General features: G+C 66.9%; 12 protein-coding genes and 1 tRNA gene. 9 read left to right on the top strand and 4 right to left on the bottom strand.

All coding sequences use genetic code 11. The features are described from left to right. Positions 1 to 19: 19 nt before the first annotated feature. The 5 genes from hflK (at position 20) to E0W60_RS21245 (ending at position 5784) form a co-directional block, all read left to right on the top strand. Positions 20 to 1375, top strand: coding sequence for an FtsH protease activity modulator HflK (gene hflK / locus E0W60_RS21265; RefSeq protein WP_135705505.1), 1356 nt, complete (start codon positions 20 to 22; stop codon positions 1373 to 1375). 11 nt (positions 1376 to 1386) lie between these two features. Beyond that, entirely contained in the window at positions 1387 to 2295 is a 909-nt protein-coding gene (gene hflC / locus E0W60_RS21260) for a protease modulator HflC (protein ID WP_133096524.1), read from the top strand. Positions 2296 to 2489: 194 nt separating this feature from the next. Further along, the gene (locus E0W60_RS21255) at positions 2490 to 3641 is read left to right on the top strand and encodes an ATP phosphoribosyltransferase regulatory subunit (protein WP_135705504.1); all 1152 of its coding nucleotides are present in this window, start codon (positions 2490 to 2492) and stop codon (positions 3639 to 3641) included. Between the two features lie 85 nt (positions 3642 to 3726). Continuing rightward, positions 3727 to 5067 carry an adenylosuccinate synthase gene (locus E0W60_RS21250; protein ID WP_135705503.1) on the top strand — a complete coding sequence of 447 codons (1341 nt, stop codon included), beginning with the start codon at positions 3727 to 3729 and terminating at the stop codon, positions 5065 to 5067. Positions 5068 to 5214: 147 nt separating this feature from the next. Further along, positions 5215 to 5784: a phosphoribosyltransferase gene (locus tag E0W60_RS21245; protein ID WP_029046156.1), complete on the top strand. Its 570-nt coding sequence runs from the start codon at positions 5215 to 5217 to the stop codon at positions 5782 to 5784. 326 nt (positions 5785 to 6110) lie between these two features. Here E0W60_RS21245 and E0W60_RS21240 read toward each other — a convergent pair. After that, positions 6111 to 6197: transfer RNA gene (locus tag E0W60_RS21240), tRNA-Leu, on the bottom strand. A gap of 70 nt (positions 6198 to 6267) precedes the next feature. On the opposite strand from E0W60_RS21240, the gene rnr reads away from it, so the two are divergent. From rnr to E0W60_RS21225, 3 genes are all read left to right on the top strand, one after another. Then, entirely contained in the window at positions 6268 to 8865 is a 2598-nt protein-coding gene (rnr, locus tag E0W60_RS21235; RefSeq protein WP_135705502.1) for a ribonuclease R, read from the top strand. A 90-nt stretch (positions 8866 to 8955) separates the two neighbouring features. Beyond that, the gene (rlmB, locus tag E0W60_RS21230) at positions 8956 to 9699 is read left to right on the top strand and encodes a 23S rRNA (guanosine(2251)-2'-O)-methyltransferase RlmB (protein WP_012353149.1); all 744 of its coding nucleotides are present in this window, start codon (positions 8956 to 8958) and stop codon (positions 9697 to 9699) included. A 49-nt stretch (positions 9700 to 9748) separates the two neighbouring features. After that, positions 9749 to 10480, top strand: coding sequence for an SIR2 family NAD-dependent protein deacylase (locus tag E0W60_RS21225; RefSeq protein WP_240745883.1), 732 nt, complete (start codon positions 9749 to 9751; stop codon positions 10478 to 10480). A gap of 18 nt (positions 10481 to 10498) precedes the next feature. Here E0W60_RS21225 and tal read toward each other — a convergent pair whose 3' ends face one another. Then, positions 10499 to 11455, bottom strand: a complete 957-nt coding sequence (gene tal / locus E0W60_RS21220) for a transaldolase (RefSeq protein WP_133096519.1) — start codon at positions 11453 to 11455, stop codon at positions 10499 to 10501. A 178-nt stretch (positions 11456 to 11633) separates the two neighbouring features. Between tal and rpiA the strand changes: the two genes are divergently transcribed. Next, positions 11634 to 12320, top strand: coding sequence for a ribose-5-phosphate isomerase RpiA (gene rpiA, locus E0W60_RS21215; protein ID WP_029046162.1), 687 nt, complete (start codon positions 11634 to 11636; stop codon positions 12318 to 12320). A gap of 79 nt (positions 12321 to 12399) precedes the next feature. Here rpiA and E0W60_RS21210 read toward each other — a convergent pair whose 3' ends face one another. Further along, the gene (locus tag E0W60_RS21210; RefSeq protein WP_029046163.1) at positions 12400 to 12672 is read right to left on the bottom strand and encodes an oxidative damage protection protein; all 273 of its coding nucleotides are present in this window, start codon (positions 12670 to 12672) and stop codon (positions 12400 to 12402) included. A 103-nt stretch (positions 12673 to 12775) separates the two neighbouring features. Continuing rightward, complete coding sequence (argA, locus tag E0W60_RS21205) at positions 12776 to 14188, bottom strand: amino-acid N-acetyltransferase (RefSeq protein WP_135706289.1); 1413 nt, start codon at positions 14186 to 14188, stop codon at positions 12776 to 12778. Positions 14189 to 14193: the final 5 nt, after the last annotated feature.

The following is a 14193-nucleotide window of genomic DNA, read 5'->3' as shown; positions in this document are numbered from 1 at the left end:
CCCCGGACCCGTGCACTTCATGCCCCAGTTTCCCCGGAATGCTGATTCGAGCCTGACACCAGGCAGCCGCTTCGCGCCACGCGCGGGCTGGCAGCGCCTGCGCGCCATCTTCTCGCTGAACGATCCGCGCTGGGGTCGCAATGGTGACGACGACGACAAGAAGGACGGCCGCGACGACAACCGCCAGCAGAACCAGCGCCCGCAGCAGGATGGCGGCCCGCCGGATCTGGACGAACTGTGGCGCGACTTCAACCGCCGCCTGAACGGCCTGCTCGGCCGCAAGGAAAACGGCGGTGGCGGCAACCAGGGATTCGGCGGCCCGCGCACCCCGGGCAAGGGCTCGGGCGTGGGCGTCGGCGTGATCGTGGCCGCGGTGGTCGGCATCTGGCTGGCCAGCGGCTTCTTCATGGTGCAGGAAGGCCAGACCGCCGTGATCCTGCAGTTCGGCAAGTTCAAGTATTCGGCCGGTCCCGGCATCAACTGGCGGCTGCCCTGGCCGATCCAGTCGGCCGAGGTTGTCAACCTGTCGGCGGTGCGCTCGGTCGAAGTGGGCCGTTCCACCTCGATCAAGGACAGCAACCTGAAAGACTCGTCGATGCTGACGCAGGACGAGAACATCATCGACGTGCGCTTCACCGTGCAGTACGTCATCCAGGACGCGACCGAGTTCCTGTTCTTCAACAAGACCGACCGCGGCGGCGACGAGGAGCTGGTGACCCAGGCCGCCGAGACCTCGGTGCGCGAGATCGTCGGCCGCAACAAGATGGATGCGGTGCTGTACGAGAACCGCGAGCAGATCGCGCAGGGGCTGGCCAAGTCGATCCAGGCCATCCTGTCGGCCTACAAGACTGGCATCCGCGTGCTGTCGGTCAACGTGCAGAGCGTGCAGCCGCCCGAGCAGGTGCAGGCCGCGTTCGATGACGTCAACAAGGCCAGCCAGGACCGCGAGCGCGCGATCAGCGAAGGCCAGGCCTATGCCAATGACATCATCCCCCGCGCCAAGGGTACCGCGGCGCGCCTGATGGAAGAGGCCGAAGCCTACCGCTCGCGCGTGGTGGCGCAGGCCGAGGGCGATGCCTCGCGCTTCCGCTCGGTGCAGGCCGAATACGCCAAGGCGCCGCAGGTGACGCGCGACCGGATCTATCTCGAAACCATGCAGCAGATCTACACCAATTCGACCAAGGTGCTGGTGGACGCGCGCCAGGGCAACAATCTTCTTTACCTGCCGCTGGACAAGCTGATGGCACAAGCTGGCGACGGCCGAGCGGCCACCCCTGGCCAGCCGGGAGCCGGCACGCCGGCGCCGGCTCCCGAGACTTCGCCGGATACCCGGTCGCGCGAATCGCTGCGCAACCGTGACCGCGACTCGCGCTGAGGAGACCCGTCATGAACCGACTGATTTCCTTCGCGATCGGCTTTTTCATCCTGCTGGCCGTGCTGTCGTCGATGCTGTTCGTGGTCGACCAGCGCCAGTACGCCGTGGTGTTCGCCTTCGGCGAGATCAAGCAGGTGGTGCGCGAGCCCGGCCTGCATTTCAAGCTGCCGCCGCCGTTCCAGAACGTGGTCTTCATGGACCGCCGCCTGCAGACCATCGACGTGGCCGCCAACGAGCGCTTCCTGACCGCCGAGAAGAAGAGCATGGTGGTGGACTGGTTCGTCAAGTGGCGCATCACCGATCCGCGCAAGTTCTTCGTCGCCTTCGGCGGCAACCTGCGCGGCGCCCAGGACCGCATGACCCAGCGTATCGATGCCGTGGCGCGCGAGGAGTTCGGCAGGCGCACCGTGGCCGACGTGGTCGCGGGCGAGCGCGAGCAGGTGATGCAGGCCATCCGCAGCGGCATGGTCGAATACGCCAAGTCGGTGGGTGTCGAGATCCTGGACGTGCGCCTGAAGCGCGTCGACCTGCTGCCGGCGATCAGCGAATCGGTGTACCGCCGCATGGAGGCCGAGCGCAAGCGCGTGGCCAACGAGCTGCGCTCCACCGGCGCCGCCGAGGGCGAAAAGATCCGCGCCGACGCCGACCGCCAGCGCGAAGTGGTGCTGGCCGAGGCCTATCGCGATGCCCAGGTGATCAAGGGCAACGGCGATGCCAAGGCGTCGCAGATCTACGGCGATGCCTTTGGCCGCGACCCGCAGTTCGCGCAGTTCTGGCGCAGCATGGAAGCGTATCGCAACACCTTCCGCGACAAGCGCGACGTGCTGGTGCTGGAGCCCAATTCCGAGTTCTTCCGCTATATGCGTTCCAGCGGCGGCGCCGCGGCGGCCGCGTCCGGCGGGTCCGGAGGCAAGCGCTAGAACGTCCGCTTGTCCGTGTGGCGAATTGACAAAACCCCGGCTTGCCGGGGTTTTGTCCGGCTGGAGCCATCATTGCCGAGTGATGGACCGGGCGCGCGGAGAGGCAGGGCTGCGGCAACAATGTGCCCGGGCGTGGCCCGGCACCGCGGGCGCGGAGCCCGCGGGGTAACCGAATGACCGAGAAGAGATTCACCATGTCCAACCATTGGCTGCTACCAGAAAACATTGCCGACGTGCTGCCGTCGGAAGCGCGCAAGATCGAAGAACTGCGTCGCCGCATGCTGGACCTGTTCCGCACCTACGGCTACGAGCTGGTCATGCCGCCGATGCTGGAATACCTGGAGTCGCTGCTGACCGGCACCGGGCATGACCTGGACCTGCGCACGCTCAAGCTGGTGGACCAGCTGTCGGGCCGCACCATGGGCCTGCGCGCCGATATCACGCCGCAGGTGGCGCGCATCGACGCCCACCTGCTGAACCGGCCAGGCGTGACGCGCCTGTGCTATGCCGGCAACGTGCTGCATGCGCGGCCGGCGGGCTTCCATGCCACGCGCGAGCCGATCCAGATCGGTGCCGAAATCTACGGCCACGCCGGCCTCGAAGCCGACGTCGAGATCCAGGAGCTGATGCTGGCTGCGCTGCAGGCTGCGGGCCTGTCGGAGATCCGCATCGACCTGTGCCACGCCGGCATCCTGGAAGCGCTGCTGGCCGGACTGCCGTCGATCCGCAAGATCGAGGACGCACTCTTTGCCGCGCTCGAGACCAAGGACGTGCCCGCGCTGCGCGAGCTGACCGTGGGCATGCCGCAGACCGAACGCGATGCGCTGCTGGCGCTGCCGACGCTGTACGGCGGGGTCGAAGTGCTGGACCGCGCCCGCGCCACGCTGCCGCCGAGCCCGGCGATCGGCCGCGCGCTGGACGAACTGGCCGCGCTGGCGGTGCAGGTGCGTGGCGCCAGCGTCAATATCGACCTGTCGGACCTGCGCGGTTACCACTATCACAGCGGTGTGATGTTCGCCGCCTATGTGGCGGGCCTGCCCAACTACGTGGCCCGCGGCGGGCGCTATGACAAGGTGGGCGAAGCCTTCGGCCGCGCCCGCCCGGCGACGGGCTTTTCGCTCGACCTGCGCGAAGTGGCGTCGCTGTCACCGGTGGAAGTGCGCGCCCAGGCGATTTTCGCGCCCTGGGATGCGGATCCGGCACTGCGTGCCGCGATTTCCGCGCTGCGTGCCGCTGGCGAGATCGTGATCCAGTCGTTGCCGGGCCATACTCACGAGCTCGACGAATTCAACTGTGATCGCCAGCTGGTGCGCCAGGATTCCGGCTGGGCCGTGGTGCCGCGCTGACGCCGGGCGAGCAATCCCGCCCAAAAATCGGGAATCGCCCTGCAACAAGAGTAGAATACGTTTTTAACCTATTGACCAAAGCAATATGTCCGCATCCGCAGTAGGCCAGGGACGCAATGTCGTCGTGATCGGCACCCAGTGGGGTGACGAAGGCAAAGGAAAAATCGTCGATTGGCTTACCGACCATGCAAAGGGCGTGGTGCGGTTCCAGGGAGGCCACAACGCTGGCCACACCCTGATCATCGGCGGCAAGAAGACCATTCTCCGCCTGATCCCGTCGGGCATCATGCGCGAAGGCACGATCTGCTACATCGGCAACGGTGTGGTGCTGTCGCCCGAGGCGCTGTTCCGTGAAATCGAAGAACTCGAAGCCGCCGGCCTGCAGGTGCAGAGCCGCCTGCGCATCTCCGAGGCGGCAACGCTGATCTTGCCGTACCACGTTGCCATCGACAAGGCGCGCGAAGCCCGTCGCGGCGCGGCCAAGATCGGCACCACCGGCCGCGGCATCGGCCCGGCATATGAGGACAAGGTTGCCCGCCGCGCGCTGCGTGTGCAGGACCTGTTCGATCCCGAGCAGTTTGCCGAGCGCCTGCGCGAGAACCTGGACTACCACAACTTCATGCTGACCCAGTACCTGGGCGCCGAAGCGGTGGACTTCCAGCAGACGCTGGACGATGCGCTGGCCTTCGCGCCGCGCCTGGCCCCGATGGTGGCCGACGTCTCGGCCGAGCTGTACGCGGTCAACGCCGCCGGTGGCAACCTGATGTTCGAAGGCGCGCAAGGCACGCTGCTCGACGTCGACCACGGCACCTATCCGTTCGTGACCTCGAGCAACTGCGTGGCCGGTGCGGCCGCCGCGGGTGCCGGCGTCGGTCCGGGCCGCCTGAACTACATCCTGGGCATCACCAAGGCCTATTGCACGCGCGTGGGCTCGGGCCCGTTCCCCAGCGAGCTGTACGACAACGACAACCCGCAGCGCCAGGACCAGGTCGGCGTGCGCCTGGCCAACGTCGGCAAGGAATTCGGTTCGGTCACCGGCCGTCCGCGCCGCACCGGCTGGCTCGATGCGGCCGCGCTCAAGCGCTCGGTGCAGATCAACGGCGTGTCGGGTCTGTGCCTGACCAAGCTGGACGTGCTCGATGGCCTGGACAGCATCAAGCTGTGCGTCGGCTACAAGCTCGACGGCACGACTGTCGACATCCTGCCGCGCGGCTCCGACGCCGTGGCGCGCTGCGAGCCGGTCTATGAAGAGTTCCCGGGCTGGAACGAATCGACCTTCGGCGTGAAGTCGTGGGACGCGCTGCCGGAGGCGGCCCGCGTCTACCTGAAGCGCGTGGAAGAAGTGGTGGGCATCCCGATCGACATGATCTCGACCGGCCCGGACCGCGACGAGACCATCCTGCTGCGTCACCCGTACAAGGCCTGACCCGGCAACCAGAAGCATGACGTAGTGCCGCGGCGTCACGAACGCCGCGGCCTGCAACAGACCATCGGCCCGCGCAAGCGGGCCGAGCCTTATTTGCCATCCGGGCCATCCGGGCCAACGGGCCACGAAGATATCTAGAGCAAAACGATGAACCTGCCAACCAACGATGAAGAGAACCTGTGGGTCTCGTGGGACGAATACCACCGCCTGATCGCACGCCTGTCGCTGAACGTGCATGAGTCTGGCTGGAAGTTCGACAAGATCCTGTGCCTGGCGCGCGGCGGCCTGCGCGTGGGCGACCAGATGTCGCGCATCTTCGACGTGCCGCTGGCGATCCTGGCTACCAGCAGCTATCGCGAGGCGGCTGGCACGCAGCAGGGCGACCTGGATATCGCGCAATACATCACAATGACGCGCGGCGAGCTGTCGGGCAAGATCCTGCTGGTCGACGACCTGGTCGATTCGGGCATCACGCTGGAACGCGTGGGCCGCCACCTGAAGGAGCGCTATCCGGCGGTGACCGAGGTGCGCTCGGCGGTGCTGTGGTACAAGGCCTGCTCGAAGATCGAGCCGGACTATCACGTGACCTTCCTGCCGTCGAACCCCTGGATCCACCAGCCGTTCGAAGAGTACGACACGCTGCGTCCCCACAACCTGGGCGCCTGGCTCAAGCGCGGCAAGCGCGCCAGCCTGCTCGACGACGACGCGAGCGCCTGAGCGTCGTCCCGCTTCATCTGTGCCCGCGGCGCCCGCCGCGCGGCACGGGAACCGGTGGCGTCGGTAGCCGGCCGTGCCCGCGGAATGCCGGAATCGCCACTGAAGCTGTTACACTCCTCGGCATTGCCGGACCGATGTGGTTCGGTTGCCGCGCAAGGCAATTGTGCGCGGTTCCAAGGGCGGGAGAAAACCCGTACGCTGATGTATGACACCGCGGCAAGTTGCCGCCAAGCAAGGAGTGGAAGTTGCCGGATCTGGTACGCCAACAAAGCGCCGAAAACAAAAAACCCGCAGGGCTCGAAAGCGCTGCGGGTTTCCCGGTGATCTGGTGCCCAGGAGAGGACTCGAACCTCCACAGTGTTGCCACCGCTAGGACCTGAACCTAGTGCGTCTACCAATTCCGCCACCTGGGCAGGTGTCGAAACAACCGAAGCGCTCATTATAGAGAGCGCGAGAATTTTGTCAAATAGTTTCCAGAAAAAATTGAATCAGAACAACTATCCGATCCCCAGCCGGGAAGAAATCCTGGGCGTGCTGAGAACGTCGGGATCTCCGCAGTCGGCAGGCGATATCGCCAAGGCCCTGTCGGTCACGCGCAAGGAGCATGACGGCTTCCAGAAGCGCCTGGCAGCGATGGAACGCGACGGCCAGATCGAACTGAACCGCAAGGGCCGCTATGAACTGGCCCACCAGCCCAACTTCGTCACCGGCCGCGTGCAGGGCCACCGCGACGGCTTCGGCTTCCTGATCCGCGACGATGGCGAGGACGATATCTTCCTGCCCGAGCGCGAACTGCAGAAGGCCATGCACAACGACCGCGCGCAAGTGCGCGTGGTGGGCTACGACCGCCGCGGCCGGCCCGAGGGCCAGATCGTCGAGATCATCGAGCGCGCCAACCGCTACGTGATCGGGCGGCTACTCAGCGAGGGCGGCGTGCTGGTGGTCGCACCGGAAGACAAGCGCATCAGCCAGGACATCCTGATTCCGCCCAAGGCGCAGGGTAAGGCCCGCGTGGGGCAGGTGGTCAGCGTCGAGCTGATCGAATATCCCGACCGCTATGTGCAGCCGGTGGGCCGCGTGGTGGAGATCCTCGGCGAGATCGACGATCCCGGCATGGAGATCGAGATCGCGGTGCGCAAGTATGGCGTGCCGCATGCCTTCTCGCCGACCGCGGCCAAGGAAGCCGCCGCGTTGCCGGACGAAGTACGCCAGGCCGACCTGGACCACCGCATCGACCTGCGTGACATTCCGCTGGTGACCATCGACGGCGAAGACGCGCGCGACTTCGACGACGCGGTCTACTGCGAGCCGGTCAAGATCGGCCGTGCCAAGGGCTGGCGCCTGATCGTGGCGATCGCCGATGTGTCGCACTACGTGCGCCCCGGCACGCCGCTGGATGCCGATGCGCTGGACCGCGCCACCTCGGTCTACTTCCCCCGCCGCGTGATTCCGATGCTGCCGGAGAAGCTGTCCAACGGGCTGTGCTCGCTCAATCCCAACGTCGACCGGCTGTGCATGGTCTGCGATGCGGTGCTCACGGCCAAGGGCGAACTCAAGGGCTACCAGTTCTATCCCGCGGTGATGCACTCGACCGCGCGCCTGACCTACAACGAGGTCTGGTCGGTCCTGTCCAACACCAAGGGTCCCGAGGCGCACAAGCGCGCCGAACTGGTGCCGCACCTGCAGAACCTGTACGAGCTGTTCCAGGTCCTGCTGAAGGCGCGGCGCGAGCGCGGCGCGATCGACTTCGACACCACCGAGACCTATATCGTCTGCAATGCGCAGGGCAAGATCGAACAGATCCTGCCGCGCACCCGCAACGATGCGCACCGGCTGATCGAGGAATGCATGCTGACCGCCAACGTGTGCGCGGCGGATTTCCTCGAGCGCTTCAAGCACCCGGCGCTGTACCGCATCCACGCCGGCCCCAGCGAAGAGAAGCTGAAGAACCTGCGCGAGTTCCTGAAGACCGCCGGCCTGTCGCTGGGCGGCGGCGACAAGCCGCAGGCGTCCGACTATGCCGAGGTGATGGACAAGATCAAGTCCCGCCCCGATGCGCCGATGCTGCAGACCATGCTGCTGCGCTCGATGCAGCAGGCGGTGTACAGCCCAGACAATATCGGCCACTTCGGCCTGGCGTACGGGGCCTACGCGCACTTCACCAGCCCGATCCGCCGCTATCCCGACCTGCTGGTGCACCGCGCGATCAAGGCGGTGCTGGCGCATACCAAGTACCAGCCGGCGTTTGCCCACGGCACCGAGCTGAATACCGCGATCTCGCCTAAGGCGCGCCGCCTGCAGGCCAAGGACGCCGAGCAGAAGGCGGAGCTCGCCGCGGCGCGCGCCAAGCGCAACGAGGCGATCTGGGACGAGCTCGGCCTGCATTGCTCGGCCAACGAGCGCCGTGCCGACGAGGCTTCGCGCGATGTCGAGGCCTGGCTCAAGTGCTACTTCATGCGCGACAAGCTGGGCAGCGATTTTGCCGGCACCGTCAGCGCCGTGACGTCGTTCGGCATCTTCGTGCAGCTCGACGAGCTGTATGTCGAAGGGCTGGTGCACGTGACCGAACTGGGCAGCGATTACTTCCAGTACGACGAGGCGCGCAACGAACTGCGCGGCGAGCGCACCGGCATCCGCTATCGCCTGACCGACCGCGTGCGCGTGCAGGTCTCTCGTGTGGACCTCGATGCTCGCAAGATCGACTTCCGCCTGGTGCAGGAACCGTCGGCCAAGACCTTGCGTGCGCGCGCAACCGGTGCCGACACCCAGCCGCGCGTCCCGGCCGCCCATGCGGTGCCGGCGCGCAAGAAGGGGCGCCAGCTGGCGGCGCTGCTGGGCGGTTCGTCCAAGCCGGAAGAGTCGTTCGACGAGACGCTCGACCGCGTGATCGAGGAGCAGCCGGTGTTCGAAGCGGTGATCACTCCGCTCAAGCCGCACGTCAGGACCGGCGGCAAGCCGGCCAAGCGCGCGGCCAAGCCCAAGCCCGCGCACCTGGAGAAGCCGCGCAAGCCGGCGTCGAAGTCGCGTCCCGCCAAGACGGCCGGCAAGTCTGCCGCCAAGCGCACCCCGCGCAAGCGTTAAGGCGAGCCAGGACGATTAAAGGCGCAAGTCAGGGCCAACCGCCGTCCCCGCCCGCGCGGGGACGGCGCACGGGCGAGTACAATCGCGCCCATGGCTAAACAAAAACTCCTGATCGGCTTCCACGCCGTGACCGCGCGCCTGCGGCAAGATCCCAAGGGCGTGTCGGATATCTACATCGAATCCGCCCGCCGCGACCGGCGCATGCAAGACTTCGTCCGCCTGGCCGAAAGCCTGGGCGTGCGCTTGCACCCCGTCGATGCCGAGCGCCTGCGCGGCATGGCCGGCACCGACCGGCACCAGGGCGTGGTGGCGCGCGCCGAGGACGTCGCGCTGGCACTGAACCTGGACGAACTGCTGGATGGCATCGAAGGCACGCCTCTGCTGCTGGTGCTCGACGGCGTCACCGACCCGCACAACCTTGGCGCCTGCCTGCGCGTGGCCGACGGCGCCGGCGCGCACGCGGTGATCGCGCCCAAGGACCGCAGCGTCGGACTCAATGCAACCGTGGCCAAGGTGGCCAGCGGCGCGGCCGAGACCGTGCCGTATATCACCGTGACCAACCTCGCGCGCACGCTGCGCGAGCTGCAGGAGCGCGGCATCTGGGTGATCGGCACCGCCGACGGTACCGAGAAATCCCTCTACGACATCGACTTCAAGGGCCCGACCGCGATCGTGATGGGCGCCGAAGGCGAGGGCATGCGCCGGCTGACGCGCGAGACCTGCGATGAACTGGTCGGCATCCCGATGGCCGGCGGCGTCGAGAGCCTCAACGTCTCGGTGGCCAGCGGCGTCTGCCTGTACGAAGCGGTGCGCCAGCGGCGCCTGCCGCGCTGAAGCCATGGTGGCCGATCCGCTACGTTCCACCTCTGAGCCCTGGCCGGGGATGGAAGAGGCGCGTCGGCTGATCGCGCAGGCGCGCCGCATCTTCGTGCTGACCGGTGCCGGCATTTCGGCCGAGTCGGGCGTGCCGACCTTCCGCGAAGCGATGACTGGCCTGTGGGAACGGTTCAATCCGGAGGAGCTCGCCAGCGAAGAGGCTTACCGGCGCCAGCCCGAACTGGTGTGGGAGTGGTATCTGCACCGGCGCGCGCTCGTGGCGGCCGCGCATCCCAATCCGGCGCACCACGCGCTGGTGGCGCTGGCCGCGCAGAAGACCGTCACGCTGGTGACGCAGAACGTCGACGGCCTGCACCAGCGTGCCGGCAGCCAGCATGTGATCGAACTGCATGGCAACCTGTTTGCCAACAAATGGCTGGACGGGTGCGGGCGCTGCGAGGAAGCCAGCGCGGTGCCCGGCATGCCGCCGCGCTGCCATTTGTGCGGGGCACTGATGCGCCCGGGCGTGGTGTGGTTCGGCGAAGACCTGCCGCGCGTGGCGCGCTTTCGCGCCGAGCATGCGGCGGAGACTTCGGACCTGTGCCTGGTGGTGGGGACGTCGGGACTGGTTTATCCGGCTGCCGCGCTGCCGGGGCTGGCGAAGGAGCACGGCGCGCCCGTCATCGTGATCAACCCGCTGCCGTCCGCGCTGGACCAGACCGCGGACCTGGTGGTGCCGGCAGCGGCAGGCGCCTTGCTGCCGCTGCTGTGGCCGCAACCGGGGGTGGAGCCGGACTGAGCCGGCCCCGCCGGCTTCTTATTTGGCAATCTCGCCGATCAGCTTTTCCAGCTTGACTGCATCCGCCGCGAACAGGCGGATGCCTTCGGCCAGCTTCTCGGTGGCCATTGCGTCTTCATTCAGCTGCCAGCGGAACGACGGCTCGTCCGCCGTGATGCGGGCGATATTGGCGGCCTGGGCCTGGTCGACCGACAGCTTGCGCTCTGGCGCACCCTGGCCGGCGGCCAGCTGCTCCAGCAGTTCCGGGCTGATGGTCAGCAGGTCGCAGCCGGCCAGCGACAGGATCTGCGCGGTGCTGCGGAAGCTCGCGCCCATCACCTCGGTCGGGTAGCCGAACTTCTTGTAGTAGTCATAGATCTGGCGCACCGAGCGCACGCCGGGATCGTTGTCGCCGCCGTTGGCGACCGGGTCCCACTGCTCGCCGGCCTGCTTCTTGTACCAGTCGAAGATGCGGCCGACGAAGGGCGAGATCAGCTGTGCGCCGGCCTCGGCGCAGGCCACCGCCTGCACCAGCGAGAACAGCAGCGTCATGTTGCAGCGGATGCCGTCGCGCTGCAGGATCTCGGCCGCGCGGATGCCTTCCCAGGTCGAGGCGATCTTGATCAGCACGCGCTCGCGCGCGATGCCGCGCTGCTCGTACAGCTGGATCAGGTGGCGGGCCTTGTTGACGGTGGCGGTGGTGTCAAAGGACAGGCGCGCGTCGACTTCGGTCGAGACGCGGCCCGGCACGATCGCCAGGATCTCGCAGCCGAAGGCGATCAGCACTTCGTCCATCACCGCATCGACGCCGCCGTTGCCATGGTGATCCTGCACCGCCTTTTCCAGCAAGTGCCGGTATTCGGGCTTCTGCACGGCCTTCAGGATCAGCGAGGGGTTCGTGGTCGCGTCCTGCGGGGTGTATTGCTTCATCAGCTGGAAGTCGCCGGTGTCGGCCACTACCGTGGTGAACTGCCTGAGTTGTTCGAGCTGGTTCATGTCGCTTAGTCGTTGGCGCTGAATTGGCGCTGAATTGGCGCTGAATCGTTGGCGATTCGGTTTGCGGTGGCAGGGCGGCAAGCACCGGCCCCGGCCAATCCATTGTACCGCCGGTGACGGGGGATGCCGCTCAATCCGCTACACTATGCGTTTCCTCCACCGCAATCTGGCTGTTGTCATGACTCAGGATGAACTCAAGGCGTTGGTGGCGCAGGCCGCCGCCGACTATGTGAAGCAGGAAGTTCCCGAAGGTGCCGTGCTGGGCGTGGGCACCGGCTCCACCGCGAACCTCTTCATTGATGCCGTGGCGGCGTTCAAGGAGCGCTTCGCGGGTGCCGTGTCGAGCTCCGAGGCTTCCACGCGCCGCCTGCAGCAGCACGGGTTCAAGGTGCTCGACCTGAACGAGGTCGACGAGATCCCCGTGTACGTCGACGGCGCCGACGAGATCGATGCCAGCGGCGCCATGATCAAGGGCGGGGGCGGCGCGCTGACGCGCGAGAAGATCGTTGCCTCGGTGGCGAAGCGCTTTGTCTGCATCGCCGACGGCAGCAAGCTGGTCGGCACCATGGGAGCCTTCCCGCTGCCGGTCGAGGTGATTCCGATGGCACGTGCGGCAGTCGCGCGCAAGCTGCAGGCGCTGGGCGGCCAGCCGAAGCTGCGCATGACCAAGGAAGGCGGCATCTACAAGACCGACAACGGCAATGTGATTCTGGACGTCGCCGGCCTGAAGATCGACGATCCGCGCGGGCTGGAGCAGACCGTCAACCAGGTGCCGGGCGTGGTCACCGTGGGCCTGTTCGCGCTGCGTGGCGCGGACGTGCTGCTGCTTGGCACCGGCGACGGTGTGCAGCGCACGGACTACTGATCCGGCTGGCCGGCCCGTCAGCGGCCAGACGACAAAGGGGCGCCTCGGGCACCCCTTTGTCGTCTGATGCGGTCCGGAATCAGGACTGCGGCGGCACGTAGCCCTGGGCCTGATCGGCGCCTTCGCCGAAGAAGTATTTTTCGGTCTGCTTGATCAGGTACTGGCGCGCACGCGTGTCGGCCATATTCAGGCGGTTCTCGTTGATCAGCATGGTCTGGTGCTTGAGCCAGCCGGCCCACGCTTCCTTCGACACGCTCTGCCAGATCTTCTTGCCCAGCTCGCCGGGCAGCGGCGGGAAGTCGAGGCCTTCGGCTTCCTTGTTCAGCTTGATGCAATGGACCATGCGGGCCATGGGGGACTCCTTGTACGTTCGTTAGACTGGGCTCAGGGCGCTGGCGCTATTGTAGCCAAGCAGGGCGGCTGGCCGCGGCGCGGCGGCCATTGACCCTACGCCGTCACAGTTTTTTCATCAGCACCATCGACTTGCGCTGCCAGTTATAGAGCTTGCGCTTGTCTTCTGGCAGGTCGTCCACATTGGCGTGGACGAAGCCGCGCTTGAGGAACCAGTGCTCGGTGCGCGTGGTGAGCACGAACAGGCGCTCCAGGCCGAGCGCGCGGGCGCGGCGCTCGATGCGCTTGAGCAGGCGCTCGCCGTCGCCTGTGCCCTGGGCTTCAGCGGAGACCGTCAGGCAAGCCATCTCGCCCATGTTCTCGCGCGGGTAGTCATAGAGCGCGGCGCAGCCGAACAGCACGCCATCGTGCTCGATCACCGAGAAATTGGCGATATCGCGCTCGATCAGGTGGCGTCCGCGCGGCACCAGGGTGCCGTCCGCTTCCAGCGGCGCGATCAGCTGCAGGATGCCGCCGACGTCGTCCAGCGTGGCTTCGCGCAGGCTTTCGAGGTCGGTATCGGACAGCATGGTGCCGACGCCATCGTGCAGGAACAGTTCCAGCAGTACCGACCCGTCCAGCGCGTAGGGGATCAGGTGCGCGCGCGGCACGCCGCCCTTGAGCGCCTTGACCAGGTGGCGCAGGTAGTCGGCCACGTCGTGCGGCAGGTGGTTGTTCTGCAGGCGCTCCACGGCCGTGCGCAGCGACATTTCCGGCATCAGCTTGCCGACCGGGTCGGGCACGCCCGGCACCTCGGTGATAAAGATCAGCTTGTCGGCCTTGAGCGCGGTGGCGGTGGCGCTGGCCACGTCCTCCATCGACAGGTTGAAGGCCTGGCCGGTCGGCGAGAAGCCCAGCGGCGACAGCAGCACCACCTTGCCGTGCGACAGCGACATGCGCACCGACTCGGCGTCGATCTTGCGCACCAGCCCGGTGTGCTGGTAGTCGGTGCCGTTGACGATGCCGACCGGGCGCGCGGTGACGAAGTTGCCGGAAATCACCGACAGCTGCGCACCGGCCATCGGCGTATTGGGCAGGCCCTGGCTGAAGGCGGCCTCGATGTCAAGGCGCAGTTCGCCGGCGGCTTCCTTGGCGCATTCGAGCGCGGCGTTGTCGGTGATGCGCACGCCGTCGACGAATTGAGACTCGACATGGCGCAGTGCCAGTTGCTCTTCCACTTGCGGGCGCGAGCCGTGCACCAGCACGATCTGCATGCCCATCGCGTGCAGCAGCGCGACGTCGTTGACCAGCGCGTTGAGCACGCCCGACTTGACCAGTTCGCCCGCGAATGCGATCACGAAGGTCTTGCCGCGGAAGGCATGGATATACGGCGCCACCATGCGCAGCCAGTCGACGAACTGCTGGTGATCGGGGCCGCCGCGTTCGATGGCGTCCGCCGGCGCCGGTGCGGTGGCGGGCGTGGTGGAAGTCGGGGCGGGCGGGGGGAGTTCGGCCGTGGCGGGCGGCTCCGCCGCCATAGCGG

Source organism: Cupriavidus oxalaticus (genome assembly GCF_004768545.1).
GTDB lineage: Bacteria > Pseudomonadota > Gammaproteobacteria > Burkholderiales > Burkholderiaceae > Cupriavidus > Cupriavidus oxalaticus_A.
Note: the sequence above shows the minus strand (reverse complement) of the source record. Positions and strands in the feature narration are given on the sequence as shown.